The organism is Idiomarina rhizosphaerae, assembly GCF_024159085.1.
GTDB classification, from domain to species: Bacteria; Pseudomonadota; Gammaproteobacteria; order Enterobacterales; family Alteromonadaceae; genus Idiomarina; species Idiomarina rhizosphaerae.
Map to the genome: position 1 here is coordinate 139,346 of NZ_JAMZDE010000003.1, position 26,721 is coordinate 166,066.

Here is a 26,721-nt window from a genome sequence, read left to right on the forward strand (position 1 = left end):
CCGTTATCTAAAAATTGGTGAACTAGGAACATTTACAAGACGCGCTTCTATATCTTCGGATACTTCCAAGTCGCCTCTTAAACACTGTGCAAACATAGGTAACTTATGCATAAGCTGCCATATGGGTCGGCACATTATGCCTGCACTGTTTTGCTCTTCGAGCAAAGCATTGCGTGCACTTTTATCTTCACAAAGTATTGCGTTGAGCCAAAAGTTGGAGTGACTATGGCTTGGTTCATCGACAAACTCGTAGTTCGAACCTTTAAAGAACTCTCTATACTGATTAGCCAGTTCACGTTTCTGTTCTAAGAATACAGGCAACCTTTGCATCTGAGCACAACCAAGTGCTGCGTTTAAGTTCGGCATCCGATAGTTAAAACCGGGTTCATCATGATAAAACTCATAAGGGTGAGGTACTTTAGCAGTAGTCGTAATATGTTTCGTGTGCCGGCCGTCAACATCATTAGCGCAAAGCACCATACCGCCACCGCCAGTTGTAATAATTTTATTACCGTTGAAACTTAAAGCGGCAAACTCACCAATTGTGCCTGTGTGTTTACCCTTATAATAAGAACCTAAGCTCTCTGCAGCGTCTTCCACTAGCGTAATATGCCACTTCTGACAAATACGTTGTATTTCATCCAAATGCACTGAGTGACCAAATGTATGCATTGGAACAGCCGCTTTTATTACCTGCCTGGATTCTTTATGGATACACCGTTCACCATCTAGTTTGGCGTTATGCTCAAGGAAAGACTCTAGCGCGATGGGGCAAAGCCCTAAGGTCTCACGTGATGCATCTACAAATACAGGGGCAGCACCCATATGGTGAATAGCATTACAGGTTGCAACAAAAGTTAATGCTTGAGTAATTACCAAATCGCCCTGTTTTACACCTGCCATATAAAGTGCAGTATGCAGTGCAGCGGTTCCATTAACTGTAGCTACTGCTTTTGGGCTTTCAGTAAAACGCTCAATTTCTCTTTCAAATTCGTCAACGTACTTACCAACGCTCGACACAAAGGTTGTTTCAATGGTGTCTAGCACATTGGATTTTTCCTGGTCGCCAAATGTTGGAGCATGAAGCGGAATGAAATCCTTCGTTTTATAAAGAGAACGAATAAACTCGCTTAAATGATGTGACATACTTTTCTCAAATTACATTTTACTGTCGAGATATTTACCCATCTCTTTATGACCGAATGCAGGTATCATTTCGTGAAATAGCTTTACTATGTCTTCTTTCGTCCAGGAGTGAGAGGTTCGTAGTTCATTAATTTCTTTACTGAAATGCTCTAACAGCTTTTCATCATAAATAGCGTCATTTTTAATCACCCCAATGTTGCTAAACCGATCCATATCCAGCACTTCATTTTCTGTGAAGAACTCTTCAAAGTCCTTTTCTCCGGTTGTGTCGCTGGAAGTAAACAAACAAGGCCATTTCCCCTGTTCCGGTAAGGTCTTAATAAACTCTCTGGCTTCGTCTTCAGAACTACAAGGATAAGGTTCATAACCGATACTTCTCAAATACTTCTCTGCAATTTCAGAAAATGTAATTAAATGAAGCGCTTCGCTTAATTTAGGGAAAAATATATCTCTATTTTCACCAAACAAGCACGACATTAAGCACAACTCGCCAGATTCTTGCGGAGTAACGAAGTAACGTTTAATGTCGTTCGGGGCAACTATAGGTTGTTTTTTCTGAATTCTTTGGTTAAACCCATGCAAAAGAGAGCCGTCTGAAAAAGCTACGTTAGCAAAGCGAGCAGTCGATATTTCGATTAACTCACTGCCCCGCATAAGAAACATTTCCATAATACGTTTTGAAGCTCCCATCATATTGACAGGATTTGCGGCTTTGTCAGTAGAGACACAAAAGTACTTTCGCGCCCCAGCCTCTTTCGACTGCTCTAGCGTCTTAACGGTATTAAAAATATTAGTTTCTATCATCCTCATAAGCGTATAAGGATCTTTTTCACTTCTCACATGCTTTAGCGCGGAAAGGTTCAGTACGTAATCATACTGCCCATCTTTTTTTATAAACGCAGTATATTCCAGAGAGCCAATATCTAAGGCGAATGTTTGAAAGTCACCCTCTATATAACCAATAGAACTTCTCAAGTCTCTGACAAGCTCAACCAAATTATTCTCACTAATATCAACTGCATGAAGTTTTTGGGGGTTTCTTTTAAATATTTCCTTGGTAACTGCTTGACCAATTGAACCAGCCGCACCAATAACCAAAAAAGACGAAGATTCAATTATCGCTCTTGTCGTTTTTTCACTAACACTAATATCTTTAATAAATAGTGGAGTTTCTCGCCCAACCAAACCTAAAATATCTTGCATACTTGCAGCCTTATATCGAATATTCTAATTAGTCAACCTTCAATACACTGAAAAGTTCAAAGCACTATTATTTGCATATTCAAGCATGCCGAGCCATTTCCTGAAACATGTCACTTCTGGAAACCAAATCCTCGTACTTACCTTTATCTATAACTTTCCCTTTATCTAGTAAATAAATACAGTCGCATTTCTTAACCGTAGCTAAACGGTGAGCAATCATAATTATTGTTTTTTTACCGGAAAAGTCATGAATTGCATCCATCACAAGTTTTTCAGTTATGCCGTCAAGTGCACTAGTAGCTTCATCTAAAACCAAAACTTCTGCATCGTCATATAGCGCACGAGCAATACCTATTCTTTGTCTTTGACCACCGGAAAGCTGTATACCGCGTTCACCAACTCTTGTATTTAAACCTTCTGGTAGACGCTCAAGCAGTTCATCCAAATGAGCCATTTGAGCGGCTCTAGTCACTCGGCTTTCATCAATCTCTTCTGGAGGTATTCCAAAAGCGATGTTTTCTCTAATACTTGAGTCAGCTAAAAATATAGCCTGAGGCACAAAGCCCACGTTGTTCTGCCAGGCTCTTTTTTTCTGCCCATCTATTTTTTCTCCATCAACAACTAAACAACCATTTTGAGGTTCAATTAGCCCCAATAAAATATCTATAGCTGTTGATTTACCAGAGCCTGAAGCACCAACCAGACCAATTACTTGATTTACCGGTATTTCCACCGTAAGTTCGCTTAGTGCTTTTTCTTCTTTATCCGGGTAATTAAAACTGACATTATCTAATTTAATTAATTTTTTAGGTGAGAGTTTACCAGCCTTACATGAAGGCTTAATATCTTCAAAACCTTGGCTTTCGACTAAATCTTTTTCAATACTATCGAAAGACGAAATATTACCTTTTACTTGCGCCAGGCAGGTGTACATTTGTTGGAAAGCAGGGAGTAACTTAAAACCCGCCAAAGCGTACACCGATAAAACAGGCAAGATATTCCCAAGGTTTCCATCGTAGGCTGATAATAAATACAGCACCAAGAATATTACTGCGCCAAAAGCTACAAGCTCCATAGCATACCGAGGAGCCTGAGCGAGAGCCCTTGTTACCCCTTGAGCGCGCCCTAACGTTTTACTTGATTTATCGAATAGTTGATTAAACTCTGCTTGTCGGCCTAACAATAAGGTGTCTTTAATACCACCAAAACCTTCATTCATTAATTTAAATCTTTGTTGATTCGCTTTAGAAATATGATCACCGTTGCTGCTTAAACGTTTTCGGACTGTTTTATACAACACCACATAAGCTAACCCAAAAACTAGCAGTCCTATCAACGCAACTAAGGGATTGAAAACGAAAATGGCTGCTGTCATTACTATTGCCAAGACTCCTTTAGCATTCATTTGCATTAAAGGTTGAATAACAAGGTTTGTTATTCGATTCGATTCTTGTGAAATTCTGTTAGTTAATTCACTACTACTACCGCTGGCATGAAAGAGCCATGACTGCTGCATATAGTGCTTATATAAACGAGTTGAAATTTCAGCTCCTACCTGAGCAGCATATAAGGACAGCCGCCAAGTTGTGAACATTGAAACCGCTGCCGCGCCGGACAGTGCTAAAAGTACGGCAATGCCTAACCAGAAAAGAAAATCTCTTGGACTTTCAAAACCACTTAGTGCGTAGAGTTGCGCTAATTTCCCGTCGCCTTGCAACAAACTGATGTCACCCACCAAGGCCATAAAAGGGCCTATTGCGGCAACACCAGCAACTTCAGCAAAAGCCATAAGCACCACCAGAAACTGGAGCCGAATTAAGCGTTTCCGTTGTTCAGAGGTTAGTAATTTAAATAGTGTTTTTAAGCGTTTGAACATGGTTATTGCTTATTGCCTTGTAGCACGTAGAGGAAGATAGCACCTGACGCAATAGCGTCAGGCTACATTAAGCGTCGGGTTGCTTACTTTTACTGGTTCTGACTAAGTGACGAATAAAAACAACAAATAACGATAAAAAGCCGCCTAAAAAGGTACCAATAATACAAATTAAGGCTCGAGAGGGAGCGTCTCTTTGCTCTGGTACTACCGCAGGGTCTAGCACTTGAAAAATATATTCAGGCCTAACATTTGCCAACATTATGGTTTGTATTTGCTTTTCAATAAGTTGGTAAAATACCTGCTGCATGCTGCTTAAGTTGGTTTCACCCAACTCTTTCTGCAGGTACTCCATACTGCTTTGCGCTTCTTTAATATCACGCTGACGCATATGGTTGTTAATGTCTTCAATTAGCCACTCAACCCACAGGTGAGCAATAACAGGAGACTGATGGTTAACTGAAATATTGATAAGACCCGGAGTTTCGGAGTCTTTTTCAACTAAAAGAATCTCATTTTGAAAAACATTCACGTATTCCCAGCTACTAGGCTCAGGTTGTTTCGGGGGTTCTACATCCCGTACCCACTCACTAGTCTTAGGGTTGTAAACTTCTTGGTTAAAAACCAACTCACCACTTGCTCTATGCCACTCTTTAACCGCCATTACTTCAGGCAAAATATTGTGCTTTTGTACAAAGTTTTTAATAAATTGACGCGACTGCAGTATTTCCATTGCCATGGTCACTTTATCAACCTGTTTGTTTCCAACACTCAGCCCCGCTAAGCTTGCTAAGCCTCCCATTTCTTCACCAAACCCTTGGCCTTGAGCTTCTTCGGTAGGTGCTAAGGTAGCTTCTGCTTTATAAATATTAGGCAAGCTTAATGAATAAATAACCGATGCCCCCGCAAACACAAAGGTAATGGCAATAATAATCCATTTGCCGTCCCAAATAATGCCGAACAGCTCGCGAAGGTCTATTTCGTCGTCTTGCGGGTAAGGGGCATTGTAATAGTTGGGTGGGTATTGCCCTGACCCGTATGGCGCAGGTGGCTGATTATTTGGGTTTTGCTGGTTTTCTTGTGTCATGGCTTTGTCTTATTGGGTTCTTTACTAAAAGTTAGTCGTTGTTATGGCTAATCGTTATTAAAAAGGTCGCGCGTATACACCTTCGCTTGCACGTCTTTTAAGTCATCGGCCAGCCGGTTACTGAGTATAATTTCCGACACGGCTTTAAATTCCGTCAGGTTATTAATAACCCGCGAGTTATAGAAGCGCTCGTCTTTTAACTCTGGTTCGTACACTACCACTTCTATGCCTTTGGCTTTAATGCGCTTCATAATGCCCTGAATGGCCGACGCCCGAAAGTTGTCTGAGCCCGACTTCATAACCAGGCGGTACACGCCAACCACTTGGGGTTGTCTTGCAATAATTTGGTCGGCAATAAAGTCTTTACGGGTACGGTTGGCGTCCACAATGGATTTAATCATGGTTTGTGGTACGTCGTCGTAATTGGCAAGAAGCTGCTTGGTGTCTTTGGGCAGGCAATAGCCGCCGTAACCAAAGCTGGGATTATTGTAATGCGAGCCTATGCGCGGGTCTAAGCACACGCCTTCAATAATTTGTTTGGTGTCTAAACCGTGCACTTCTGCGTAGGTGTCCAGCTCGTTAAAGTAGGCAACACGCATGGCTAAATAGGTATTGGCAAACAGTTTAATGGCTTCGGCTTCGGTGCTGTCGGTAAACAGGGTGTCTATATTTTGCTTTTCGGCACCCTGCTTTAGTAGGTTTGCAAAAGTTTCAGCGCGTTCTGAGCGTTCGCCGACAATAATACGCGACGGATGCAGGTTGTCGTACAAGGCTTTGCCTTCGCGCAGGAACTCTGGCGAAAACAGAATGTTATTGGTGCCGAACTTTTCTTTTAGCGACTGCGTATACCCCACAGGAATGGTTGATTTAATAACCATAACCGCATTTGGGTTGGCTTCTATTACCTGGCTTATAACGCTTTCAACGGTTTTGGTGTTGAAGTAATTGGTTTGCGGGTCGTAGTCGGTGGGGGTGGCAATAACCACAAAGTCGGCGTTTTTGTATGCTGCGTGCGCGTCGGTGGTGGCGCTGAGGTTCAGGGGCTTCTCCTGTAAAAAAAACTGAATTTCTTTATCGACTATAGGTGATTGTTTTTTATTTATTTTCTTGACTTTTTCTTGGTCTATGTCGACTGCGGTAACCTGATTATGTTGTGCAAAGAGAACCGCATTTGATAAACCTACGTATCCTGTACCTGCTACTGCAATTTTCATTCGTTTTAACCCTGGTTACAACGGTTGGGCACGCTACCGCCCATGGGGTGCGGCTCCCATAGACCGATGGTGCTGTTATTTTTTTGTATTTTGCGCGTTACTAAATTTAGATCAAGCGCGTATGATACCGCATGCAGCCCTTGCCCTACAAAGGCTTTTCACACCCTTTTCGACGATATTTTGAGCGGTTGGTTCCTTTACACTTTTCACCCTTTTGTCCTATGGCGGTTTTTATAAGGTTTGTGTAATCTCGATTTGTAGCCTGACATTCATGTCAGGAACACTATCTCACCTGACATGAATGTCAGGCTAAGGGCATCAAGTCAGAAGCACAAAGCGACACACAGGAAACCAACACATGGACGTAATACACCACGGCGCGTTTGAAGGGGTTACAGGCTCTTGCCACGAACTATTTTTAGACAGTGACCACTCACTTTTAGTTGACTGCGGACTGTTTCAGGGCGCAGAAACGTCCGGTTCCGGCGCGAATTCTGACACCCAAAAAATTGACTTCGATATTAGCAAAGTGCAGGCGGTGGTGGTGACTCACTGCCACATAGACCACGTAGGACGTTTGCCCTGGTTGCTTATTGCGGGCTTTGTCGGCCCCATATACTGCACTAAAGCTACGGCGATGTTGCTGCCACTGGTTATTGAAGACGCCCTGAAAATTGGCTTAACCCGTAACGGCGAGATTATAAACGCGGTTATTGCGCGCTTACAGCGCCAGCTGCGTCCAACAGCTTACGATAAATGGATGGAACTACCTGCCGACGTAGCCCCGGAACGATTTAAGCTGCGCTTTCGGCAGGCAGGGCATATTCTGGGTTCGGCCTACGTTGAGGTTGAGAATGTGAGTACCCACTACCGCGTGGTGTTCTCAGGTGACCTGGGCTGTAAAAACACACCACTACTGCCCGACCCGACGCCGTTAGAACGCGCTGACTTCTTGCTGCTGGAAAGTACCTACGGCGACAAAAACCATGAGTCCCGCGCCGACCGCTCTCAGCGGTTAAAGGCTGTGGTTGAGCGTTGCGTGGAAAACAAAGGTGTTATTTTAATTCCGGCTTTTAGTATTGGCCGCACGCAGGAACTGCTGTACGAACTGGAAGACATTATTCACACCGCGCGTGAGCAGGAAGCTGAAACCGGAGTAGCTGACGCGGTGTGGCATAAAATGACGGTTATTCTGGACTCCCCGCTGGCTGCGCAATTCACAAAACAATACCGGGCAATGAAAAATTTATGGGACGAAGAAGCCCGCGAACGTTTAAGTGAAGACCGTCACCCGCTGAATTTTGACCGCTTACTGACGGTGGATGAGCACAGCGAGCATGAACGTATTGTGAATTTCTTACAGAGCAGTGGTGACCCTTGTATTGTTATTGCTGCCAGCGGCATGTGTACCGGCGGGCGCATGCTTAATTACTTAAAAGCGTTGCTGCCCGACCCGCGTACCGACGTGCTGTTTGTCGGGTATCAGGCCGCGGGTACACCGGGGCGGGATATTCAGCAATATGGTCCGGACGGCGGTTATGTTGAGCTTGACCATGAGCGGGTCTGGATTAAAGCCGGTATTTATACTTTAGGTGGCTACTCCGCCCACGCCGACCAGCAAGAGCTGCTGGATTTTATTGACGCGACAGAAGAACCGGTTAAGCGCATACGACTAATTCATGGCGAAGCCGATGCGCGACAGGCGCTGGCGGCTAAGATCCGCGAGCGTTATGGGGTGGATGTATCATGACGTGGCGTGTGTAGCCTGACGTTCACGTCAGGGAAGGTGTCTCACAACGGTAGCATCACGGAATTATTTTAACGGTGGTTGAACCGGGTATACCGCACCTGATGCAATAGCATCAGGCTACAGCAGCGACGCCAAGAACGAGGTAAACGGCTTTATATCTTGTTTAACGCTAGCCGCTTCCAGTGCCTGCATATATTCGGTGCGCCGTTCTACGGGAACCACCGTCCAGGGATAGCCCCCCGAAGCCAGCATTAAATTCATAATAAAGCGACCCATTCTGCCGTTACCGTCGAAATAAGGGTGAATATAGACAAAAATAAAATGACCTAAAACAGCCCGAACGGCAGCGTTATCTTCTTCTAATAGCAATTCAAAAAGCGTTGGCATCATGTCGCGTACTGCTTCCCGGCTTGGTGGCGTGTACTTCGACTGACGAATATAGACAGGGCCTGTCCGGTAGCCGGCCAGGTCCGCCTGTTTAATAATACCGGCCGCCACACTCGGACTAAATAAAGCCAAATACCAATCGCTATGCACTTGCTCTAACAACTCACCCGGATTCTTGCCTTGTAATACTTCTCTAACAGCTTTTTTCACTTCCTGAAACGCATTCCAGTAACCTTTTGCAGCCATAGCATCCAAGTGCTTTTTGCTTTCATCTGAACCGTCAGCTTGCCAGTTTCCTGAGCGGACAAGTTCAATCAGTTCTCTTGTAACCCGATAACCCTCAATAGATAGTGAATGGTAAGCGTCAGTAACGTATTTTTCCTCTACCTCTGCCATGTAAATGTCAATATCCGGGGGCTGCTTTGGTTGTTCAGGAAATTGCTTTATTATGCTTTCACGCATTTGTGCCCACAGAAGCCTTAATCTATTAGCGTAAGGTGACAGGTCACGGCGACCGAAATTTACCGGAACTTTTTCTTCAAAAGGGTCTTCTTCCTGCACTTTTAAGTCGGCAGCTTGCATAACTTTTAAAATATTATCGGCAATGACATCCCGACCAATATTTCTAAAAGCCCCGACGAGTCGGCCGCCAATCACACTATGGCTTCCAGCCAACAAAACAGATAACACGTCTGAGGCATCGGTCACCATTGATAAGGCGGTTCGCATTTGAATGGGCGCATTCAAAAACTGATTAGCCGAACAATTCACTAACGCAGCAGGCAAACTGTAAACATTTAAGCCGTTCAAACTCTCAATTTGTTCAGCGTTAGGCATATTCAGTCTGACATCAAAAATAGACGTGTCATGTAAGAAAGAAGTTGGCTTGTTATTTCCCTTGGGAGACCGCACGAGCAACTGCTGAGGCACCGTTTTATCACCAATATGAAAGTTAATTGACTGCTCTGGTGATAAGCACCAGGCGTTGCCGAACCGCTCTGACAAGTAGGCACTACAGAAGTCCCAAAACGATGTATACCAAGAGGTGCTGTCACCAGGTTTTTCATCGGGCATAGCTGGTATGTACCAGCCTCGCATAACTTCCTTAATAAACCCGTGCTTTAACAATCGTTCACGATGTGTTCGACTAAGATGCTTTGATTGTATAGCGACAACGCCTGACTCCTGAAGCTGCTTTAACTGCTCAAGAGAGCTTGCCAGTTTTTGTGATACATCGTTCATGGGAGTTCCTAATATGGCTCAAAAGCTGTATTAAATTTCGAGTTTAACGCTTTATGTTTTATAGGTTTTAATGTTTTACCATTTACAGGTTTAGAAGTATATCTATTCATAGGTTTTAACGCGAAGTAATTCATCAACGTTAATCGAGAGCGCAGGCCTCCTGCATGTAGACTGACGTTTAGAATATCGACTTCTACTTTATCCTTGTTTCTAAAATGATAGAACTTCAGGTCCTCATCATACCAACCAGCATGTTTTCTAAGCTCCTGATAGATGAAAGTTTCCAGTAATTGTCCAAGTAACTCATTATCCTTCCAAAGCTCGTCTGATTGAAAATAGAAGTTCGTCTAATTGAAAGTAAGACATCGGCTAATTATAGATTCATGTGTGCAATATCACCCATTTATCCCATAGCGCTTTTCCGCTAGTTTTTGTAACCTTGTTGCTTTAAACAAGACGGAACCAACACATGGACGTAATACACCACGGCGCGTTTGAAGGAGTTACAGGCTCTTGCCACGAGCTGTTTTTAGACAGTGACCACTCACTTTTAGTTGACTGCGGGCTTTCGGCCTACGGCTTACGACAAATGGATTGAACTGCCTGAGGATGTAGCCTCTGAGCGCTTTAAGCTGCGCTTTCGTCAGGCCGGACATATTCTGGGCTCGGCCTATGTTGAAATTGAGAATATGAGTACCCACTACCGAGTGGTGTTTTCAGGTGACTTAGGTTGTAAAAATACTCCGCTATTGCCCGACCCTACGCCTTTAGAGCGTGCTGACTTTTTGCTGCTGGAAAGCACCTACGGCGACAAAAACCATGAGTCCCGCACTGACCGGTCTCAGCGGTTAAAGGCCGTAGTTGAGCGTTGCGTGAACAGGAAGCTGAAACCGGGCCATGAAGGAATTATGGGACGAAGAAGCCCGCGAGCGGTATGGGCTGAATGTATCATGACATGGCGTGCATGTCAGGCACATGGTGGGCATGTCCGGCGGCAAGGCGGGTGCGTCACCCCCACTCAACAACAACGGGTTGTTCGAGGTAGGGGTTGTGGTGGGCGCGGAGGCTTTCTTTGGCGGCTTCTTCGGAGTTTAGCCCGTGGTCGATGCTGCCGTCGTTGTAGCGCAGGGCGAAGGGCTGGTTATACGGCCGCGAGCGCACGCAGTCATAAAAGGCTTTCAGGGTATGGCAGGTTGTCGCTGTCATTTTGCTGTTACTGGTGTTGTCACTGGACATAGTTCACCTCGCGCGTTCAGTCGATGCAGATTGATCCACTGTTGTTCAAAGAGTTCGTTAAAAGTGACAGCCTTGGCCAGCGCTTGCTGAATGGTGGCTTCGTCGGCTTCGACAATAACCTGCAGGCGCATGGGCCGGTGCACAAAGTCGCTACCGTTATGCACTGACTGCCAGGCCAGCCCCTGGCGCAAGTCACCCCCGTTGCCTTCAAAAACACCGATGTCGTTGGCTACCCGGTTATGCAGCAGCTTATTACCGCTACCCAGTTGTTTGGGCTCGGTTACCGAGCAGTAGTACTGCCAGTTTATCCAGTTAGCAACGAGGCCCGGCGCGCTCATGAGCTGAGCCAGCAGTTCGCCATTTGGGTCGTTTTTACTGTTGTAGTCATGCAGAAAGTTACTGCCGATAGTTTCAGCAGAGGTTAACCGCTCAGACTGTCCGAAAAATAAGACATTGTTGTCAGCCAGCCCCCACTCCGGACGTAGTTCAGCCCAGTGGCCGGAGCGTGCTTTACGGTCTTTTTCTGACTCGCCGCTGGCCTGGGTTAGCTGTTCCGTTGCTGCGCGGAACACTTGTTTGACACTGTCCGGCACGGTATTGGACAGCCAAATAACCTTATCGGTGACGGTTTCGTGCATAGCAGAATGGAACTGAGTAGCGTCGGGAATAGCAACGCCCCGCTCACGCAAGTTCTCACGAATATCCTGGTTGTTAAGCAGCCGTACTAACACCCGGGCACTTAACGCACCGGTTTGGCCGCCGCAGGCGCCGCAGTTAAGACCGGCGCGCTGGGCGTTGTTACTGTGATGCGAGCCATGCCCGACCAGCACAATATGCTTGGCGAAGCGGGTAAACTGCATTCCCGTCAGAGCCTGCTGACATATATTTACCAGCGACTCCATTGACGCTTCGCCGTTGTGCTCACAAATACTGCCGTCGGCAATGTACGCATTATTAGCCGTAGCCAGTTGTCCGGGCACACCGGTGAGTAAAGACTTCAGTTTACTTAAGCCCAGCGCCTCAACGCCGCTGAACATGGATACCGGCGCATTGAACATATTGCTTAATAAGGAACCAACCGATTGCTTACGCGCCGGTGCTTTAATGTAAAACGCCGGTTGCAATAACCCCGGTACATGAGGAACATCGCGACCTTTACGCTGAATAGCCAGCGGCACACCAAAGAACCCGGCAAAGCCTTTGCTTTGTACGTAGCTGCCCAGGCTTTTTCCGGCCTGCTCAAGCGCACGACGGTAACGCTCTGAGCGCACATCGATACAGAACACCGCTTGTAAATGTGGCGTGTTGTTCTCTTCGGCCGTGTCGGGGTTAAACTGCAACCTGTTTAGCTGCGAGCGTTCGTAAGCCGCCTGCCATTGCCACAATAAGCTGTTGTGCTGCTCAATATGAGCCACCTGCCCTTCACAATTTTCAATTTGTGCGCTTAAAGCCTGCTGCAGCTGCTGATAAACCTTAGTATTGGTGCGCTCGGCCAGCTGCCACAAAATATATTCCCAGGCCAGCCGAATGCACAGCAACTCGAATACCCACTGGCTGTCCTGACGGGCATCCTGATAGGCAAATGCTGCAGCCCAACCCCATAAGTCACTGATAAGCGCCTGGCTGTAACAGCGCAGAGCGTAATCTGACGCGTCACTTAAAAAGTTGTCATGGCACACCTGAACAAGCGTGTGCGGGTCGTCCGGCAATTGCGCGAATAACTCGGTGAGTTCGGCCTCGTCCATTAAGGTTTCGATACCGCGATCGGCACGCGAAATAGTCAGCCAATGCTGATACAACGAACTGTCTTTGCCAGTCTGCTGAAAGCGGGTTGGAAACTGCATAAATAAGCCACAGGTTTGGCTAATTTGCAGCACCACTTCATCGTTCCAGCGCATTTTGCGGCGACGCCGCGTGTATTTGTCCACCAACTGACTGAGGTTACGCCATTGCGGCAGCTGCGCTTTTAGCAGGGAGCGCTGCTCCAGCTCGTTTACCATTTTGTTGGTGACCAGCGCTGCGTCTATTCGATTTTGCTGCCATTGTTGCCAGTAAAAGTCCGGGCTCATGAGCAAACGTGTACCGGCGCTGTAACGCCAATGCGCGGCAACCCCGGCTACCGGCTGCTGGCGGTAATGCCAGAAGGGGTTAACGGCTATCCACTGAGACAACGGCCATTGTGGCGCAATGGCTTTACTCACCTGTCCGGCAATAGTCGCTAAACGATTCGCTGTGCTCATGAGTGTTTCTCCCGCTGAATGCGACCCTGGCGCTGGTAATAGTGAATGGGATGGCTGGGCCAGAGCCACAGCACCAGCCGCGTTAACCATTCGTCGAGATACAACCCGGCGTTTAAGGTAATGAACCAGCGCTGGCTAAGCCGGTGAGACGGCGTGTGATGCACCAACCAGTAAGTAAAGGCGAAGGCGTTAAACATAAGGGTTACGACAGGCTCCAGCCAGACACTGCTGAACGGTGGTTGCGGCTCAATAACCTGATGCGCTAGCATGCCCAGAATAAGGTAAGCCACCACGGTTAATGCCGACACAGTAATTCGCAGCAGTTTCTGATGCAGGTTCATCCATAAGGTGGTGAGCGCCATAGCCAGTAACGCCGACGGAAGCCATTTAGGATTGCCCAGGAACCACCAGCAAGCGGCGGCAATAATGCCCTGAAACGCTATAAAGACAACGCCAATACGCCAGAGTGAACGGGCCTTTGGCTGCTTTATTATTGCCACTTCGCTTACCGACAAAAACGCATGGGCTTTATACACCGAGTGCGCCACCAGGTGCAGTAGGGCTAAGTCGTAATAACCCAGACCAATTTCCAGCAGCATAAGTCCCATTTGCGCGCTGGTAGACCAGGCTAAGCGCACTTTTATGCTAATGCGGGTGGCCATAATAAGCGCGGCAAAGCAGCACGACGCCGCCGACACCAGACATAGTAACCACACAGCCAGCGCGCTGTTGCTCCATAGCGGTACGGTTGCCAGCAACAAAAAGCCGCCCAGGTTAATAATACCGGCATGCAGTAAAGCAGAAACCGGGGTTGGTGCTTCAACCACCTGAATAAGCCAGCCGTGTAAGGGTAGCTGAGCGCATTTAATGAGTGCCGCCATAACCAGGCATAGTGCGGCAATGTGCTGGGAGAGGAGTGTGGAGCCGGTGCCGAACTGCTGTAACGCGGTATCCAGCTGCAGGCTGCCGGTGGTTAAGTACATAATAATAAAAGCCGTGCCCAGAAAAGTTTCTGAGCAACGTGCCAGAATGAATTTTTTGTGAGCTGCCAGTACGGCGCGGTCACGTTCAGGGTAGAACATGAGCAGGCTGTGCAGCTGCAGGCTTATTGCCATCCAGGCGGCGAAAAACACAATAAGGTTATTGCTGACAATAAGAATAAAGACCGCTATAAGGCAGCCAACCAGCTTGGTGACAAATGCGCGGCGGCGCGGGTCCAGCCGGAAGTTTCTGAAGGCGTAGCGCGTAACGACCCACGCTAATACTGCAACCAGCACCAGTAAAACCGGTCGTATACCCGATAGTGTCAACCATTCCGCCATGAATGCGCCTCGTGTGTCTTGTTTGGAGCAATTATGGAGGCAGGCTTGATGTTAAGTAAAATAGATATAAACTATAAATTCATTCGCTTTAAGTGAACGGTTGGTAAGCCCGATGAATTATAAACACCTTTATTACTTTTGGCACGTGGCAGAAAACGGGCATTTAACCCAAACCGCACAGAAGCTTCATGTGTCGCAGTCGGCGTTATCGGCACAGATAAAGCAGCTGGAAGAGTGGCTGGGTACGCCGCTGTTTGAGCGCACAGGGCGTAAGTTAGTGCTGACTCAGGCCGGGTACATTGCGCGCCAGTATGCCGACCGCATTTTTCACGAGGGTGAAAACCTGGTTAACCAGCTAAAGCAAGGCATGGACGGCAGTGATTTGGTTGTGCGTATTGGTCATGCATCGACCATGTCACGTAACTTTGTGGAAGCTTTTATTCACGAGTTGATACACCAGCATGATGTTCAGTACCGGCTACATTCAATGACGCCGGACCAGTTATTTAATGAGCTGGCGGATCATCAAATTGATATTGCTCTGGCCAATACCAGCGTGCGCGGCAGCGACAAGCAATTGTGGCAGAGCCGTTTACTGGCGCGGCAGCCGGTGTCAATTATTGGGCCACCGGGCCGTGACATTGAGCAGCTAACCGATGTAGCTTTACGCAATAATAACTGGGTGTTACCGCCGGAGAATATGCCGCTGCGTGCGGCGTTTGATATGCTGAGTGCGGAATACAACTGGCAGCCGCGGGTGCTGGCAGAAGCTGACGATATGGCGATGCTGCGCCTGTTGGCCAGGGATACCGGCGCGCTGGCGGTTATTCCGGACGTTGTGGTACGGGACGAGCTGACCAGCGGGCAGTTGAAGCGCTATTTAACTCTGCCCAATGTATTCGAGCATTTTTACGCCATAACCCTGAAGCGCCCGTTCGAACACCCCATGGTCGCCAAGCTGCTGCAGCGGTTTGTTTAATGCCGCCCCGACGTAACCGCTCCTGACCCGCGTAGCCTGACATTTATGTCAGGTGAGGTGCCGCTCCTAACCCGCGTAGCCTGACATAAATGTCAGGAGCGATGTTGAACACGCGGCATCGTCTAATTATTTGGGCGGTGTTTTAAACTGGGTGTATCTCACCTGACGTAAACGTCAGGCTACATCAGGAATGCCGTTACATCACACCCACCTTATCGGTTGGCGCCCGTGTTGCTGCAAATAATCGTTGGTTTTGCGGAAATGATTGGCGTCGAAGAACCCGCGATGCGCTGACAGCGGCGATGGGTGCGGTGCGGTCAGTATGCAATGCTTGTTGCCGTCAATAAGCGGTATTTTCTTCTGCGCGTGCGAACCCCAGAGCAAAAACACCACATGATCGGTTGCGTCCGACACCTTGCTGATAACCGTATCGGTAAAGGTTTCCCAGCCCCAGCTGGCATGACTGTGCGCATTGCCCTGCTCTACCGTAAGTACCGTGTTCAGCAACAACACTCCCTGCTCAGCCCAACAGGTTAAATCGCCATGCTGCGCCAATACAGTGTCGGGGTAGTCTATGGCTATGGCTTTAAACATGTTGCGCAGCGACGGCGGAAACTTGACGCCTTCGGGTACCGAAAAACTCAAACCATGCGCCTGACCGGGGCCGTGGTATGGGTCCTGCCCCAGAATAACCACTTTAATATTTTCCGGATCGGTGAGCTTAAGCGCGTTGAAGACGTCTTCTTTGGGTGGATACACCACGGTTTCCTGCCGCGCCTGCTCTACGCGCTGCCACAGCTGCTGAAAATAAGGCTTCTGCTTTTCTTCGGCTAAAAGAGTGCTCCAGGGCATGGTCTTATTCCTTTGTTTTGTGTCGTGCCGGGTTCCACGTACGTTGTTGCTGACGGCGTAGCCTGACATTTATTTCAGGTGAGATACCGTTCCTGACGTAAACGTCAGGCTACAATTCCTGATAGCTCAACTGTTTTACGTCGACTTCGCTTAATAATTTAGCCAGTGGCGCTGAAAAATGCTCGGGTGTTTTTTGCTCTAACTTCACGGCCATAACATTCTGTTTATTGCTCAACCAGCGGATAGTAAATAAGGTTGAGCTGACGTCACCAACATAAGTACAGGACTCGGGAAACTGCGGCAGCAGCAACTCAAACCCAACCCGGTTATCAATATGCACCAGCTCCGGATGCTTTTGTTTAAAGTGCTCAATATAGTTTGACCGCGGGTGAGCTTTTAACGCAATACGGCTTTTCTCTGTTTTGCGGCTGAAAATATCCACCATTCTGTCGAGGTGTTCATTCACATCTTTATAGAAAGAATCACCCGTTAATATAATAACGTAATCGACATTCTTTAACGGCTCTATGTCGATATCTGCCAACGCCAGCAAGTTCTTATTAAACTCATCGAACTCAGGCAGTTTAAACGCCGCTTTTGAAATAGGCTCAACTTTCTTGTTCCGCAAAACTGGGTGTATCAGCTCCGGAAACGTCGCATGAATGGTCGATATCCACTTAGACGCACCTATCATTTGCGGGCTGCTCCACCACATGCCGTAAGCCAACTTCTTCAATAAAGGGTCGACGTAGTTGTGCACAAAGCTGTGCATGTGCCGGTGACCCAGATAGGTTTGGGTTCCTTCATCCAGGTAATGGCCTTCAGCACTGTTTTTCCCGCGGTTCGCCAGGTGCATTGTGTACTGAAACTCAACGCTTCGGTCGGAGCCGGTATAAACCCGCGACGGCGGCGTTTCTGCAACCAGATCGGCCAGCCTCTTTAGTCGTGCTTTACGCTTACTGAGCTTACTTTTTACGTGCGCATCGCTAAAACTGATAACAGTTTCAAAAATAGAGCTGTTTTCCAGCGCCTGGGTAAATAACAGACGATTGCTTTCAAGGTAATAATCGACAATAGCCACGTTAATGTCGTCTTTATGACCCAAAGCCGTGGTTACGCTGAACAGCAGGTGCAGCGGCGATGAAATAAAATAGTAATTAACTTTTTTCACGTTTGTCCCAGTCTACAAAAACTTTTTGCTTGGATATTGCCCAGAAGGCTTCCGAGCGCAAGGTGCTGATAAAGCCCTCGGCGCTGTTGCCGTCACCAAATTCAGACGAAGGCTCAAAGCGTTTGGTTTTAAAGGTTTTTATGGCCTCTAAAATAGCCGGAGTCTGCTCTTCTACGTTTAAGATAGACTCGGCTGTAGCCCGGCTTTGTTGCCTGCTGCCCAGGTTAATGGTGGGTATGCCGTAAAACGGCGCTTCGCGAACGCCGGCGCTTGAATTACCGATGATCATATTGGCGTTTTTAAGCAGCACCAGAAAGTATTCAAAACGAATACTGGGGTAAATGCGAAAACGCGGATGGTTCTCGCAGCGCTTTAGCTCCGTCAGAATGGTGTCGGTGCCGTGGTCATTATTGGGGTACACCACCACAAAATTTTCGTCACTTTCCAGCATGGCATCGACGGTTGACTTAATATTCGATTCCAGCGACTCAAGCTCGGTAGTCACCGGATGGTACATAAACACCGAGTAGTCTTTAAACGCAATGTCGTACTTTTCTTTAACTGTATCCAGCGAAGGCAAATTCGGTGAATTCATGACATCAAGGTCGGGTGAGCCGATGGTGAAAATAGACGACTTTGCCTCGCCCAATTGCACCAGCCGCTCCTGCGCTTCGTTATTGGACACGAAGTGCGTATGCGCCATTTTGGATATGGAATGACGGATAAGCTCGTCAATGGTGCCCGACACCTCGCCGCCTTCAATATGGGCAACCAGAATGTTGTTCAGGCTACCCACAATGGCGCCAGCCATGGCCTCTACCCGGTCGCCGTGAACCACAATAACGTCCGGGTTATTCTCGTGAATGTAGTCCGACAAACCGGTTATGGTTTTCGCCAGAACCACGTCCATGGTGTCGTTTTTGGTCTGGTTAATGTACTTATAGCTGGAGGCTATTTTCAGGCGCTCGACTTCAATAGAAGTCATGCCGTAGCGGGACATCATGTGCATGCCGGTAATAAACAGCTGAACTTCAAATTCATCCGCTTTATCGGTGACTTCAATTAAACTTTTCAGTTTGCCAAAGTCGGCACGGGTACCGGTTACGAAAAGCACCTTCTTTTTCATTACTGAACATCCTCAGAACGCAATTGAACATCGTTTTCAATGTCTTTAGCGGCGGTTTTACCCATTAGGTTTTCGTAGTCGTCTGCCAGGAACTGACCGGTTCCCGGACGCTTAACCCATAAATTGTCCTGGCTAAAGGTTTCGCCTTTTTTAATGGGCTTAATGGTTACTACGCTGGCGTAGGCAAAGTCGATGGTCACCTGCTCTTCAGCTACCGCGCCTTTCTGGCCGCCACGCATGGCTTTCATCCGCTTGGACTCCTGAATTAACGAACGACATTCTTCGGTGTCCATAGAGCAGTTAATGTCCGGGCCGGTACGCTGTTTGTGGTCGGTAAAGTGACGCTCCAGAATAGAGGCACCAACGGCTACGGCACCAAGGCAGGCCAGGTTATCAATGCTGTGGTCAGACAAACCGACAACCGCGTCGTCAAATGCGTCCTGCAACTGGTTCATGGCACCTAAACGGATCAGGTTATCCGGTGTTGGGTACACGTTAGTGCAATGCAACAGGGCATACTGCACACCGTGCTTACGGAAAATATCAACGGCTTTAGCAATAGACGGAATGTCGTTCATGCCGGTGCTGAGAATAATGGGCTTTTTGTACGACGCCACAAGCTCCAATAACGGGTAGTTGTTACATTCGCCTGAGCCAATTTTATAGGCTTCAACACCCATTCTCTCTAAACGCTCGGCGGCGGCGCGGGAAAACGGCGTACTGATGAATATCGCGCCTTTGCTTTCGACGTATTCTTTCAGCTTGGTTTCGTCTTCTTCGTTCAGCGCACAACGTTCCATAATTTCGTAGATAGACACGTCGGCATTGCCCGGAATGACTTTCTTCGCGTCGGCGCTCATTTCGTCTTCAACCACGTGAGTCTGGTGCTTAATAATTTCAGCGCCCGCAGAGACTGCAGCGTCGACCATTTCATAAGCGGTTTCCAGGCTGCCTTCGTGGTTAATGCCTATTTCAGCGACCACAACCGGGTCGTGGTCGTAACCAATTTCGCGCGAACCAATTTTCATTACTGGGTGTTTTTCCGGGGTGTTAGCCATGTTGTGTTTTCTCCATAATCTGTTCGGCAAGTTGCAGGTCACTTGCTCTGTCAATGTCGACAGACGCCTCTTCGCTCATAATGTAAGGGTAGACATTTTGGCGCGGAATACCGCCGCCAGCTTCGAAGGCTGCTGTACTAAATATATAAATGGCACCGTTGGGATGAACGGTACGGGGAAGATCCTGACGGCGCATGTAAGGCGCGTCCAGGCTCAAAAGGCCCGATAAAGACCCGTCTGAATTCAGTTTGTATGCTTTTGCGGCAGAATGTGCCGGTTCAATAACACTTAAAACACAGCTGGCGTTACTGGCCGAAAAAATTCGGTAAGCTTCGTCAATATGCTGTGCCGATCTTAACGGCGACGTGGGTTGCAGCAGCGTTACGCTGTTAACCTTAAGCGACTGCTTTTTTAAGTAATTAATGGCGTGTGCAATAACCGGTTCGCTGCTGGTGTCGTCCTGTGCCAGCTCTGCCGGCCGCGGAATAACCTGAGCTCCGGCCTGTTGACTGATGTCGGCAATGGCCTGGTCTTCTGTCGACACATAAACAGCGTCAACCGACGCAGCCTTTTGTGCAGCCAGTATGGTCCAGACAATAAGCGGCTTACCGTTCAGTAACGCGATATTTTTCCCGGGTAGCCCTTTCGAGCCACCACGGGCGGTTATCAATGCAACATTCATTCGTTTTGTTGACCTGACGACTTAAAAAATATCGCGTAGTTTATCACGTTCTACGGTGACTTAGTCTACCTGAGTTATTCGTCCCGGTACTTTTCGAACCAATGCAGAATGTAAGCCACTTTGTTCATCAGGTTACTGGGCCGCGCGTAAATACCGTGGCCTGAGTCCTGAATACGCACCATAGCGGTGTCCACACCTTTAAGTTTCAGCGCCTGATAATACTGCTCGGTTTCTGACATAGGCGTACGATAGTCGTTTTCACCAGTTAACAGCATGGTTGGCGTAGTCACATTGCCGACATAGCTGATAGGCGAATACTTCATGTAATGTTCCATATTGTCCCACGGCAGACCCGGGAACCAGTATTGATAGAAGAAGTTGTACATATCGGCAGTGAGCACAAAGCTGTACCAGTTAATAACCGGCTTAGCCACAACCGCAGCTTTAAAACGGTCGGTATGGCCGACTATCCAGGCGGTTAGCACGCCGCCGCCACTACCACCGGTAACGTAAAGCTCGTCTTCTTCGATAAAGCCTTTGTTAATAACTGCGTCTACGCCGTCCATTAAGTCGTTGTAGTCGTGGCTTGGGTAGTTGTGATGAATTTCATTAGCAAAGTCAGAGCCGTAGCTGGTACTGCCGCGCGGGTTGGTGTAAAGCACCACATAGCCAGCTGCTGCAAACAACTGAATTTCAGCCGCAAAACGAGGACCATAGTTAGTGTGCGGACCACCGTGAATTTCCAGCATTAGCGGGTAATTTTTGTCTTTATCGAAACCCGGCGGATAGGCTATCCAGCCCTGCAGGTCGATGCCATCGACACTCGATTTGTAGTTAATTTCTTCTACTTTGGCTAACTGCTTATGTGCCAGCGCATCCTCGTTTAAACGAGTTAGCTGCTGTACGTCGCCGTCGTCCCATAATGCCAGCTCCGCCGGACGCATAGGATTAGAGATAGTAAAAGCTATACGGTCGTTTTTGGCTACGCTGAAGTCGCCACCTCCATAAGGCCGGGCATAAGACAGACCGCCGACTCTATTGGTCAGTTGGCGATGATCTCCGTCTAAGTCGGTGCGCGCCAGCTGTCCGACCCCGTTGTTGTCGTAGGTAAAGTAAACACCTTCGCTGTCACGGTCCCATTCAAACCCTGTAACGCTGCGGTCTAAATCTCCTGTCAGCAGTTCGACGCTTGAACCGTCTAAGTCCATTACGTACAAATTAGAGGCCTGAAAACTCATTTTGGTGTCGTCATAACCAGTAAAAGCAATTTTCTCCCCGTTTGGAGAGACTTTTGGCGAACCATCGGGGCCGTCACGTTCAGTAATTGCAGTAATTTCTTTGGAGCTTAGAGTTAGGCGATAAATTTCGCTGTTAACTGGTTGACGGAATGCGTCATCACGGCGGTTTGCCGAGAAGAAAATATGCTTACTGTCCGGCGACCACGAGACTTGCCCGCCGTGATTAAATTCTTCGTCTGTTAGCTGACGCGGAGAGCCACCGGTTGCCGGAATAACATAGATTTGCTGATGTCCATCTTTAGCATAACCACCGCCGTCGTAACGATAATTGTCTTTGTCGATATACTTAGGCGCAGCAGTCCAGTCGGCACCTTCGGGTTTGCCCGGTAAGCTGACCGGTGCTGGCTGTGACTTGGGCGTAAACATGGAAAACGCAATTTGGCTGCCGTCGGGTGACCAGCTTAAGCCAGACGGCGCTTGTGTTAGTTGAGTAATTGCCGCACTGTCACCGGAATCGACCCAGTAAATATGAACCTGTGGAGAGCCGGTTTCGGTTGATACATACGCCAGACGGTCGCCACTGGGTGACCATACCGGCTGGCTTTCACTGCCCTGGCTGCCCGTTAACGGCCGAATATCACCGTCTGGCAGGCTGGCCCATAAACGCCCGACTTTGCGGTCGTTGTTTATGTCCATAGACTGACGGACAAACACCGTCCACTCGCCGCTGGGGTGAATGGTAGGTGATGATGCGTATTCCAGCGTGAATATGTCTTCTAACTGGAGTTTTTCCTGGGCTGCTGCTGTGCCCGAAAGCATCAGCGCCGCCGCTGTTATTATCCATTTTTTCATTGTTGTTCTCCCGGAAATATTACATAAGCCTGAGGTTTATGTAGCCTGACGTTTACGTCAGGAGCGATATCTCACCTGACATAAATGTCAGGCTACAAAGTAAATCTGTTCCGTATCTCACCTGACATAAATGTCAGGCTACAAGGTAAATCCGTTCCGTATCTCACCTGACATAAATGTCAGGTTACGTCCCATATCACGTCGCGCAAATAAAAAAACCGCCTCAGTAGAGACGGTTTTATCGTGGTTAACACATTAATTCAATGAATTAGAACGCGTATGAGAAGCTGACTGACGCATAATCGCGATCAGCTAGCGGATCAAGTTCTTCATCAGAATACATGGTGTAGCCTAGACTAACTTTGTAAGTTGACAGGTAATCAGCCATCAAATTCAAGCCTAATGACTTACGACCTTCAATAAAGTTACTGTTAGTTGAGTAGCCATTTACGTCATGATTAAACTGAATAGTTGGGTTTAAACCCCAGCCCTGCCAAACATTTGAATATTCAAACTGGAAGCGGGTGCGATAACCCCATGAGGTAGATGTCGCAAAACCTTCGCAGTTGCCGACCCGGCTTTGCAAAGCGCCTGCTATATCATCCCGTCCAGCTTGTCCAGCCGCGCCAATTAAAGGATCCATATCAGCCTGAGTTAAACACTTGCCATACAATGGCAGGCGACCATAACGTTGCTCTTGTAATCCCGGCATGTCGTGAACGTTGTTCATAGCCACTTCACCCACGAAAGTCATGCGATCTGAGCCCCACAAACGGTCAACAAAACGCACAAAGCTTAATTGGGTCTGACTAACGTCTAAACGGTCATAACCATGAGCTAAACCATTACCGCCAAACGGTGTGTTATTAAAGCGGTTTGAAAAAGTACTTGGTACATTTGGACGTAGGCCAGTCGTTAAAATTTCGGTGGTGTTAATTTGCACAGGCACGCCATCGCGGTAGCTGTACTCGCCCGAAACAGACCATAGGCCTAAATTGGTACTAAAGCTAAAGCCATAAACTTCGGTGTCTTCAGGGTACTCGAGTACCAACCGAGGGCCATCAATAGGGTAGCCATTAGGAGAAGACCAGGTAAAACCAAGATCCAGAGGCGATACGCCTTCTTGGCTGGCTCGAGGATCATCTATCCAGTTATAAGCCGAAATAATAGGCGTGTTGTTATGCAGGTTAAGATAATAAACGCCAAACTCAGCACCAAGATCTAACGAGTAATAACGCAGGTTTGCACCCCACTGACCACTGTCAGAAGCTTCCAGGGTTGGATTACTGCCGATATAAGCACCTGCCTGTACCGATTCAAAGTCACTTAGGTAACTGTTAGGGTCACCCGGAACTAATTGCGGGTTAAGCGTAACTTTGCCACAGCCTGAACCACCAATAATATCAACACTCGAGAAGTACGTACCACAGCCGTCCAGCTTGGTGTTATCCCACTCGTACTGGTAAAACGCTTCTAAGTTGAGTGAGTTGGTTAAACCAATGCTGGTGCTGAACATACCAACTGGCAGCAAAGCTTCTTTAATTTCTGCACCAGGGCGACGTGCCGCGTTAACGTCTAACGGGTTAATGTCGTTAATGCCGTTAAAAATAAAGGTACTTTCACCCCAGCTTAACACCTGACGACCCAAACGTACGCTGGCTGGCATGCTGCCTAAATCGAAATTAGCGTAAACGAAAGCATCGAGTAACTCGATGCCTTTACCTTGTGAGTAATCGTCAAAGATATCGTCATTTAATTTGGTATCAGGATAATAATTGTTACCTGCGTGACCATGCGGCATATTTTCTTCTGAAACCACATGATCGTACCAATAGTTGAAACGAATAAAAGCACCATGACTGCCGCCATCAATGCTTAGATCGTGTACACCTTTGAATACCGATGACACTAAGTCACCTTTATCAAAGTTGAGGTTGCCGTCGTCGCCGACACTAGATTGAGCCGTACCACCAGCCATGTTACCGGGATGGATCAGGTGGTTAGCCTGATCTTCCATACGCCACGCTGCGCCGTAAGACAGAATAGAGTCGAATTTAATTTCATAATCGCCGACTTCAAAGTCAGCTGCCTGGCCTGATGCTGCAAAGCTCAGTGCAATGGCCGTAGCCAGAGGAAGTTTTTTTAGCATAGTTGTTCTTCTTTTCATTGTGAGCCACCTAATCTTTTTAACTTGTTTGGCGGTTATGTCTGAATCATGTCCGATGAGTTAAAAATATGCAAGTATATGAACACGAAAATATAACAAGTTGTTAGAAAAAGTGCGGGGAAATGTCGCTACTGACGGCTAAAACTGCCCGTCAGCAGCGATTTTTAACAGCTAATAGAAGTTAAATTTTGCTGTTTAATTCCGGTAGTACGTCGAATAAATCGGCGACTAAACCGTAGTCTGCAACCTGGAAGATAGGTGCTTCTTCGTCTTTGTTGATAGCAACAATGACTTTAGAGTCCTTCATACCGGCCAGGTGCTGGATAGCACCACTAATGCCCACGGCTATATAAAGCTGCGGTGCAACAATTTTACCGGTTTGGCCAACCTGCATGTCGTTTGGTACAAAACCAGCGTCGACCGCGGCACGAGATGCCCCCACGGCAGCGCCCAGTTTGTCAGCGATGTCTTCCAACATATGGAAGTTCTCGCCGTTTTGCATACCGCGACCACCAGAAATAACGATTTCTGCTGAGGTCAGGTCAGGACGCTCGGATTCGGCCAGTTGCTCTTCCACAAACTCAGATTTGTCGTTATTAAATACTGAGTCGATGCTTTCAACCTCACCGCTTCCGCCTTCTTCTGCGACGGCGTCAAAAGCTGTTGCACGTACGGTAATCACTTTGACTTTGTCTTCTGACTGCACCGTGGCAATAGCATTACCTGCGTAGATAGGACGCTTAAAAGTGTCGTCGCTTTCTACCGAGATAATGTCAGATACCTGCGCTACGTCTAATAATGCAGCAACGCGCGGCATGAAGTTTTTGCCGGTAGTTGTGGCTGGTGCCAGAATGTGGCTGTAATTTTTGCCTAAATCGGCAACCAGTTCACTGATGTTTTCCGCTAACTGATGCGCGTAAGCTTCGTTGTCTGCCAGAAAAACTTTTTTCACGCCGTTAGCTTTTGCTACGTTTTCGGCAACAGTTGAGCACCCTTTACCAGCAACCAGTACCTCGATGTCGCCACCGATTTTCTGTGCAGCGGCTAACGTTTTCAGGGTTGATGGATCAACCGCGTTATTGTCGTGTTCTGCTACCACTAAGATGCTCATAATACTTTCGCCTCGTTTTTCAGTTTGTCGACCAGCTCATCTACGTCAGCTACTTTCACGCCGGCACTACGTTCGGCAGGGGTTTCAACTTTCAGTAGCTTAATAGTGCGCTTAACTTCCACACCCAGTTCGTCCGGGGTTGTGGTTTCCAGCGGCTTACGCTTGGCTTTCATAATGTTTGGCAGCGACGCGTAACGCGGCTCGTTCAGGCGCAGGTCGGTGGTGACAACCGCTGGCAGGTTAAGCTTAACGGTTTGCAGACCGCCGTCGATTTCACGAGTGACGTTAACAAAACCGTCGCCCACTTCCACTTTAGACGCGAAAGTGCCCTGTGGCATACCGGTTAAAGCGCCCAGCATCTGGCCGGTCTGGTTGTTGTCTGAGTCGATAGACTGTTTGCCCAGAATAACCATGTCCGGGCCTTCTTTCTCTACTACGCCTTTTAAGATTTTGGCGGCGGATAAGGAGTCCGGCATGTCGTCGGTTTCAACCTGAATGGCACGGTCAGCGCCTAATGCTAGGGCTGTGCGAAGTTGTTCCTGCACCGCTTTAGGGCCAATAGAAACGACAACCACTTCGTCTGCGGTGCCCGCTTCTTTCAGGCGTACGGCTTCTTCTACCGCAATTTCACAGAATGGGTTAAGTGCCATTTTGACGTTTGCCAAATCGACATCGGACTGATCTGGTTTAACACGCACCTTGACGTTGTAGTCAATGACGCGCTTAACCGCGACAAGTATCTTCATGTTGTCTTCCTTTTTCTGGAATGTTCTGAATGTTGGTAT

At 47.7% G+C, this 26,721-nt stretch carries 21 protein-coding genes and 1 pseudogene; 3 read left to right on the plus strand and 19 right to left on the minus strand.

Translation table 11 applies throughout. From position 1 onward, the window contains the following. Nucleotides 1-3: 3 nt before the first annotated feature. From NJR55_RS03030 to NJR55_RS03050, 5 genes are all read right to left on the minus strand, one after another. A complete protein-coding gene (locus NJR55_RS03030) occupies nt 4-1,146 on the minus strand; it encodes a LegC family aminotransferase (protein ID WP_253617728.1) in 1,143 nt (380 codons plus the stop codon). 12 nt (nt 1,147-1,158) lie between these two features. After that, nucleotides 1,159-2,349 (minus strand): UDP-N-acetylglucosamine 4,6-dehydratase, encoded by a 1,191-nt coding sequence (locus NJR55_RS03035; RefSeq protein WP_253617731.1) that lies wholly within the window; start codon nt 2,347-2,349, stop codon nt 1,159-1,161. A 79-nt stretch (nt 2,350-2,428) separates the two neighbouring features. Then, a complete protein-coding gene (locus tag NJR55_RS03040; RefSeq protein ID WP_253617734.1) occupies nt 2,429-4,138 on the minus strand; it encodes an ABC transporter ATP-binding protein in 1,710 nt (569 codons plus the stop codon). Between the two features lie 154 nt (nt 4,139-4,292). Continuing rightward, on the minus strand, nt 4,293-5,309 hold the full coding sequence (locus NJR55_RS03045) for a Wzz/FepE/Etk N-terminal domain-containing protein (protein WP_253617736.1): 1,017 nt from the start codon (nt 5,307-5,309) through the stop codon (nt 4,293-4,295). Nucleotides 5,310-5,356: 47 nt separating this feature from the next. Beyond that, nucleotides 5,357-6,523, minus strand: coding sequence for a nucleotide sugar dehydrogenase (locus NJR55_RS03050; RefSeq protein WP_253617738.1), 1,167 nt, complete (start codon nt 6,521-6,523; stop codon nt 5,357-5,359). 358 nt (nt 6,524-6,881) lie between these two features. On the opposite strand from NJR55_RS03050, the gene NJR55_RS03055 reads away from it, so the two are divergent. Next, nucleotides 6,882-8,273: an MBL fold metallo-hydrolase RNA specificity domain-containing protein gene (locus NJR55_RS03055; protein WP_253617741.1), complete on the plus strand. Its 1,392-nt coding sequence runs from the start codon at nt 6,882-6,884 to the stop codon at nt 8,271-8,273. Nucleotides 8,274-8,390: 117 nt separating this feature from the next. On the opposite strand, the gene NJR55_RS03060 is transcribed toward NJR55_RS03055, so the two are convergent. Together NJR55_RS03060 and NJR55_RS03065 are read right to left on the minus strand one after the other, a co-directional pair. After that, entirely contained in the window at nt 8,391-9,902 is a 1,512-nt protein-coding gene (locus tag NJR55_RS03060; RefSeq protein WP_253617743.1) for a Fic family protein, read from the minus strand. Between the two features lie 8 nt (nt 9,903-9,910). After that, nucleotides 9,911-10,222 (minus strand): annotated as a pseudogene (locus tag NJR55_RS03065) (DUF4143 domain-containing protein); the annotation flags it as partial. Between the two features lie 149 nt (nt 10,223-10,371). Between NJR55_RS03065 and NJR55_RS13700 the strand changes: the two are divergent. Then, a complete protein-coding gene (locus NJR55_RS13700) occupies nt 10,372-10,500 on the plus strand; it encodes a hypothetical protein (protein ID WP_275978030.1) in 129 nt (42 codons plus the stop codon). A 410-nt stretch (nt 10,501-10,910) separates the two neighbouring features. Here NJR55_RS13700 and NJR55_RS03070 read toward each other — a convergent pair whose 3' ends face one another. The 3 genes from NJR55_RS03070 to NJR55_RS03080 are packed head-to-tail and all read right to left on the minus strand — an operon-like array spanning nt 10,911 to nt 14,700. Next, complete coding sequence (locus tag NJR55_RS03070; protein WP_253617745.1) at nt 10,911-11,108, minus strand: hypothetical protein; 198 nt, start codon at nt 11,106-11,108, stop codon at nt 10,911-10,913. Continuing rightward, nucleotides 11,105-13,378 carry a putative inorganic carbon transporter subunit DabA gene (locus NJR55_RS03075; RefSeq protein WP_253617747.1) on the minus strand — a complete coding sequence of 758 codons (2,274 nt, stop codon included), beginning with the start codon at nt 13,376-13,378 and terminating at the stop codon, nt 11,105-11,107. Before NJR55_RS03075 ends, NJR55_RS03070 begins: the two co-directional genes overlap by 4 nt. Beyond that, nucleotides 13,375-14,700 (minus strand): NADH-quinone oxidoreductase subunit L, encoded by a 1,326-nt coding sequence (locus tag NJR55_RS03080; protein ID WP_253617748.1) that lies wholly within the window; start codon nt 14,698-14,700, stop codon nt 13,375-13,377. The genes NJR55_RS03075 and NJR55_RS03080 overlap by 4 nt, the downstream gene beginning before the upstream one ends. A 112-nt stretch (nt 14,701-14,812) precedes the next feature. Here NJR55_RS03080 and NJR55_RS03085 point away from each other — a divergent pair, with 112 nt between their 5' ends. After that, nucleotides 14,813-15,679: a LysR family transcriptional regulator gene (locus NJR55_RS03085; protein ID WP_253617750.1), complete on the plus strand. Its 867-nt coding sequence runs from the start codon at nt 14,813-14,815 to the stop codon at nt 15,677-15,679. Between the two features lie 201 nt (nt 15,680-15,880). Here the strand turns inward: NJR55_RS03085 and ung are convergent, their stop codons facing one another. From ung to NJR55_RS03130, 9 genes are all read right to left on the minus strand, one after another. Beyond that, nucleotides 15,881-16,531, minus strand: a complete 651-nt coding sequence (gene ung, locus NJR55_RS03090) for a uracil-DNA glycosylase (protein WP_253618051.1) — start codon at nt 16,529-16,531, stop codon at nt 15,881-15,883. A 109-nt stretch (nt 16,532-16,640) separates the two neighbouring features. Beyond that, nucleotides 16,641-17,702 (minus strand): polysialyltransferase family glycosyltransferase, encoded by a 1,062-nt coding sequence (locus tag NJR55_RS03095; RefSeq protein WP_253617752.1) that lies wholly within the window; start codon nt 17,700-17,702, stop codon nt 16,641-16,643. Beyond that, nucleotides 17,689-18,828 (minus strand): UDP-N-acetylglucosamine 2-epimerase, encoded by a 1,140-nt coding sequence (gene neuC, locus NJR55_RS03100; RefSeq protein ID WP_253617754.1) that lies wholly within the window; start codon nt 18,826-18,828, stop codon nt 17,689-17,691. The genes NJR55_RS03095 and neuC overlap by 14 nt, the downstream gene beginning before the upstream one ends. Beyond that, nucleotides 18,828-19,886: an N-acetylneuraminate synthase gene (gene neuB, locus NJR55_RS03105; protein WP_275978031.1), complete on the minus strand. Its 1,059-nt coding sequence runs from the start codon at nt 19,884-19,886 to the stop codon at nt 18,828-18,830. Before neuB ends, neuC begins: the two co-directional genes overlap by 1 nt. Further along, the gene (locus NJR55_RS03110; RefSeq protein ID WP_253617757.1) at nt 19,879-20,568 is read right to left on the minus strand and encodes an acylneuraminate cytidylyltransferase family protein; all 690 of its coding nucleotides are present in this window, start codon (nt 20,566-20,568) and stop codon (nt 19,879-19,881) included. The genes neuB and NJR55_RS03110 overlap by 8 nt, the downstream gene beginning before the upstream one ends. A gap of 74 nt (nt 20,569-20,642) precedes the next feature. Further along, nucleotides 20,643-22,658 carry a S9 family peptidase gene (locus tag NJR55_RS03115; RefSeq protein ID WP_253617759.1) on the minus strand — a complete coding sequence of 672 codons (2,016 nt, stop codon included), beginning with the start codon at nt 22,656-22,658 and terminating at the stop codon, nt 20,643-20,645. 268 nt (nt 22,659-22,926) lie between these two features. Beyond that, complete coding sequence (locus NJR55_RS03120) at nt 22,927-24,825, minus strand: DUF1302 domain-containing protein (RefSeq protein WP_253617761.1); 1,899 nt, start codon at nt 24,823-24,825, stop codon at nt 22,927-22,929. 181 nt (nt 24,826-25,006) lie between these two features. Beyond that, a complete protein-coding gene (locus tag NJR55_RS03125) occupies nt 25,007-25,936 on the minus strand; it encodes an electron transfer flavoprotein subunit alpha/FixB family protein (protein ID WP_253617763.1) in 930 nt (309 codons plus the stop codon). After that, a complete protein-coding gene (locus NJR55_RS03130; protein ID WP_114981866.1) occupies nt 25,933-26,682 on the minus strand; it encodes an electron transfer flavoprotein subunit beta/FixA family protein in 750 nt (249 codons plus the stop codon). The genes NJR55_RS03125 and NJR55_RS03130 overlap by 4 nt, the downstream gene beginning before the upstream one ends. Nucleotides 26,683-26,721 lie beyond the last annotated feature (39 nt).

What these genes read in the sequence shown, in the direction of transcription:
- NJR55_RS03030 (WP_253617728.1), bottom strand. Translation starts at nt 1,146, where the DNA reads ATGTCACATCATTTAAGCGAGTTTATTCGTTCTCTTTATAAAACGAAG.
- NJR55_RS03035 (WP_253617731.1), bottom strand. Translation starts at nt 2,349, where the DNA reads ATGCAAGATATTTTAGGTTTGGTTGGGCGAGAAACTCCACTATTTATT.
- NJR55_RS03040 (WP_253617734.1), bottom strand. Translation starts at nt 4,138, where the DNA reads ATGGCTTTTGCTGAAGTTGCTGGTGTTGCCGCAATAGGCCCTTTTATG.
- NJR55_RS03045 (WP_253617736.1), bottom strand. Translation starts at nt 5,309, where the DNA reads ATGACACAAGAAAACCAGCAAAACCCAAATAATCAGCCACCTGCGCCA.
- NJR55_RS03050 (WP_253617738.1), bottom strand. Translation starts at nt 6,523, where the DNA reads ATGAAAATTGCAGTAGCAGGTACAGGATACGTAGGTTTATCAAATGCG.
- NJR55_RS03055 (WP_253617741.1), top strand. Translation starts at nt 6,882, where the DNA reads ATGGACGTAATACACCACGGCGCGTTTGAAGGGGTTACAGGCTCTTGC.
- NJR55_RS03060 (WP_253617743.1), bottom strand. Translation starts at nt 9,902, where the DNA reads ATGAACGATGTATCACAAAAACTGGCAAGCTCTCTTGAGCAGTTAAAG.
- NJR55_RS13700 (WP_275978030.1), top strand. Translation starts at nt 10,372, where the DNA reads ATGGACGTAATACACCACGGCGCGTTTGAAGGAGTTACAGGCTCTTGC.
- NJR55_RS03070 (WP_253617745.1), bottom strand. Translation starts at nt 11,108, where the DNA reads ATGACAGCGACAACCTGCCATACCCTGAAAGCCTTTTATGACTGCGTG.
- NJR55_RS03075 (WP_253617747.1), bottom strand. Translation starts at nt 13,378, where the DNA reads ATGAGCACAGCGAATCGTTTAGCGACTATTGCCGGACAGGTGAGTAAA.
- NJR55_RS03080 (WP_253617748.1), bottom strand. Translation starts at nt 14,700, where the DNA reads ATGGCGGAATGGTTGACACTATCGGGTATACGACCGGTTTTACTGGTG.
- NJR55_RS03085 (WP_253617750.1), top strand. Translation starts at nt 14,813, where the DNA reads ATGAATTATAAACACCTTTATTACTTTTGGCACGTGGCAGAAAACGGG.
- ung (WP_253618051.1), bottom strand. Translation starts at nt 16,531, where the DNA reads ATGCCCTGGAGCACTCTTTTAGCCGAAGAAAAGCAGAAGCCTTATTTT.
- neuC (WP_253617754.1), bottom strand. Translation starts at nt 18,828, where the DNA reads ATGAAAAAGAAGGTGCTTTTCGTAACCGGTACCCGTGCCGACTTTGGC.
- neuB (WP_275978031.1), bottom strand. Translation starts at nt 19,886, where the DNA reads ATGGCTAACACCCCGGAAAAACACCCAGTAATGAAAATTGGTTCGCGC.
- NJR55_RS03110 (WP_253617757.1), bottom strand. Translation starts at nt 20,568, where the DNA reads ATGAATGTTGCATTGATAACCGCCCGTGGTGGCTCGAAAGGGCTACCC.
- NJR55_RS03115 (WP_253617759.1), bottom strand. Translation starts at nt 22,658, where the DNA reads ATGAAAAAATGGATAATAACAGCGGCGGCGCTGATGCTTTCGGGCACA.
- NJR55_RS03120 (WP_253617761.1), bottom strand. Translation starts at nt 24,825, where the DNA reads ATGAAAAGAAGAACAACTATGCTAAAAAAACTTCCTCTGGCTACGGCC.
- NJR55_RS03125 (WP_253617763.1), bottom strand. Translation starts at nt 25,936, where the DNA reads ATGAGCATCTTAGTGGTAGCAGAACACGACAATAACGCGGTTGATCCA.
- NJR55_RS03130 (WP_114981866.1), bottom strand. Translation starts at nt 26,682, where the DNA reads ATGAAGATACTTGTCGCGGTTAAGCGCGTCATTGACTACAACGTCAAG.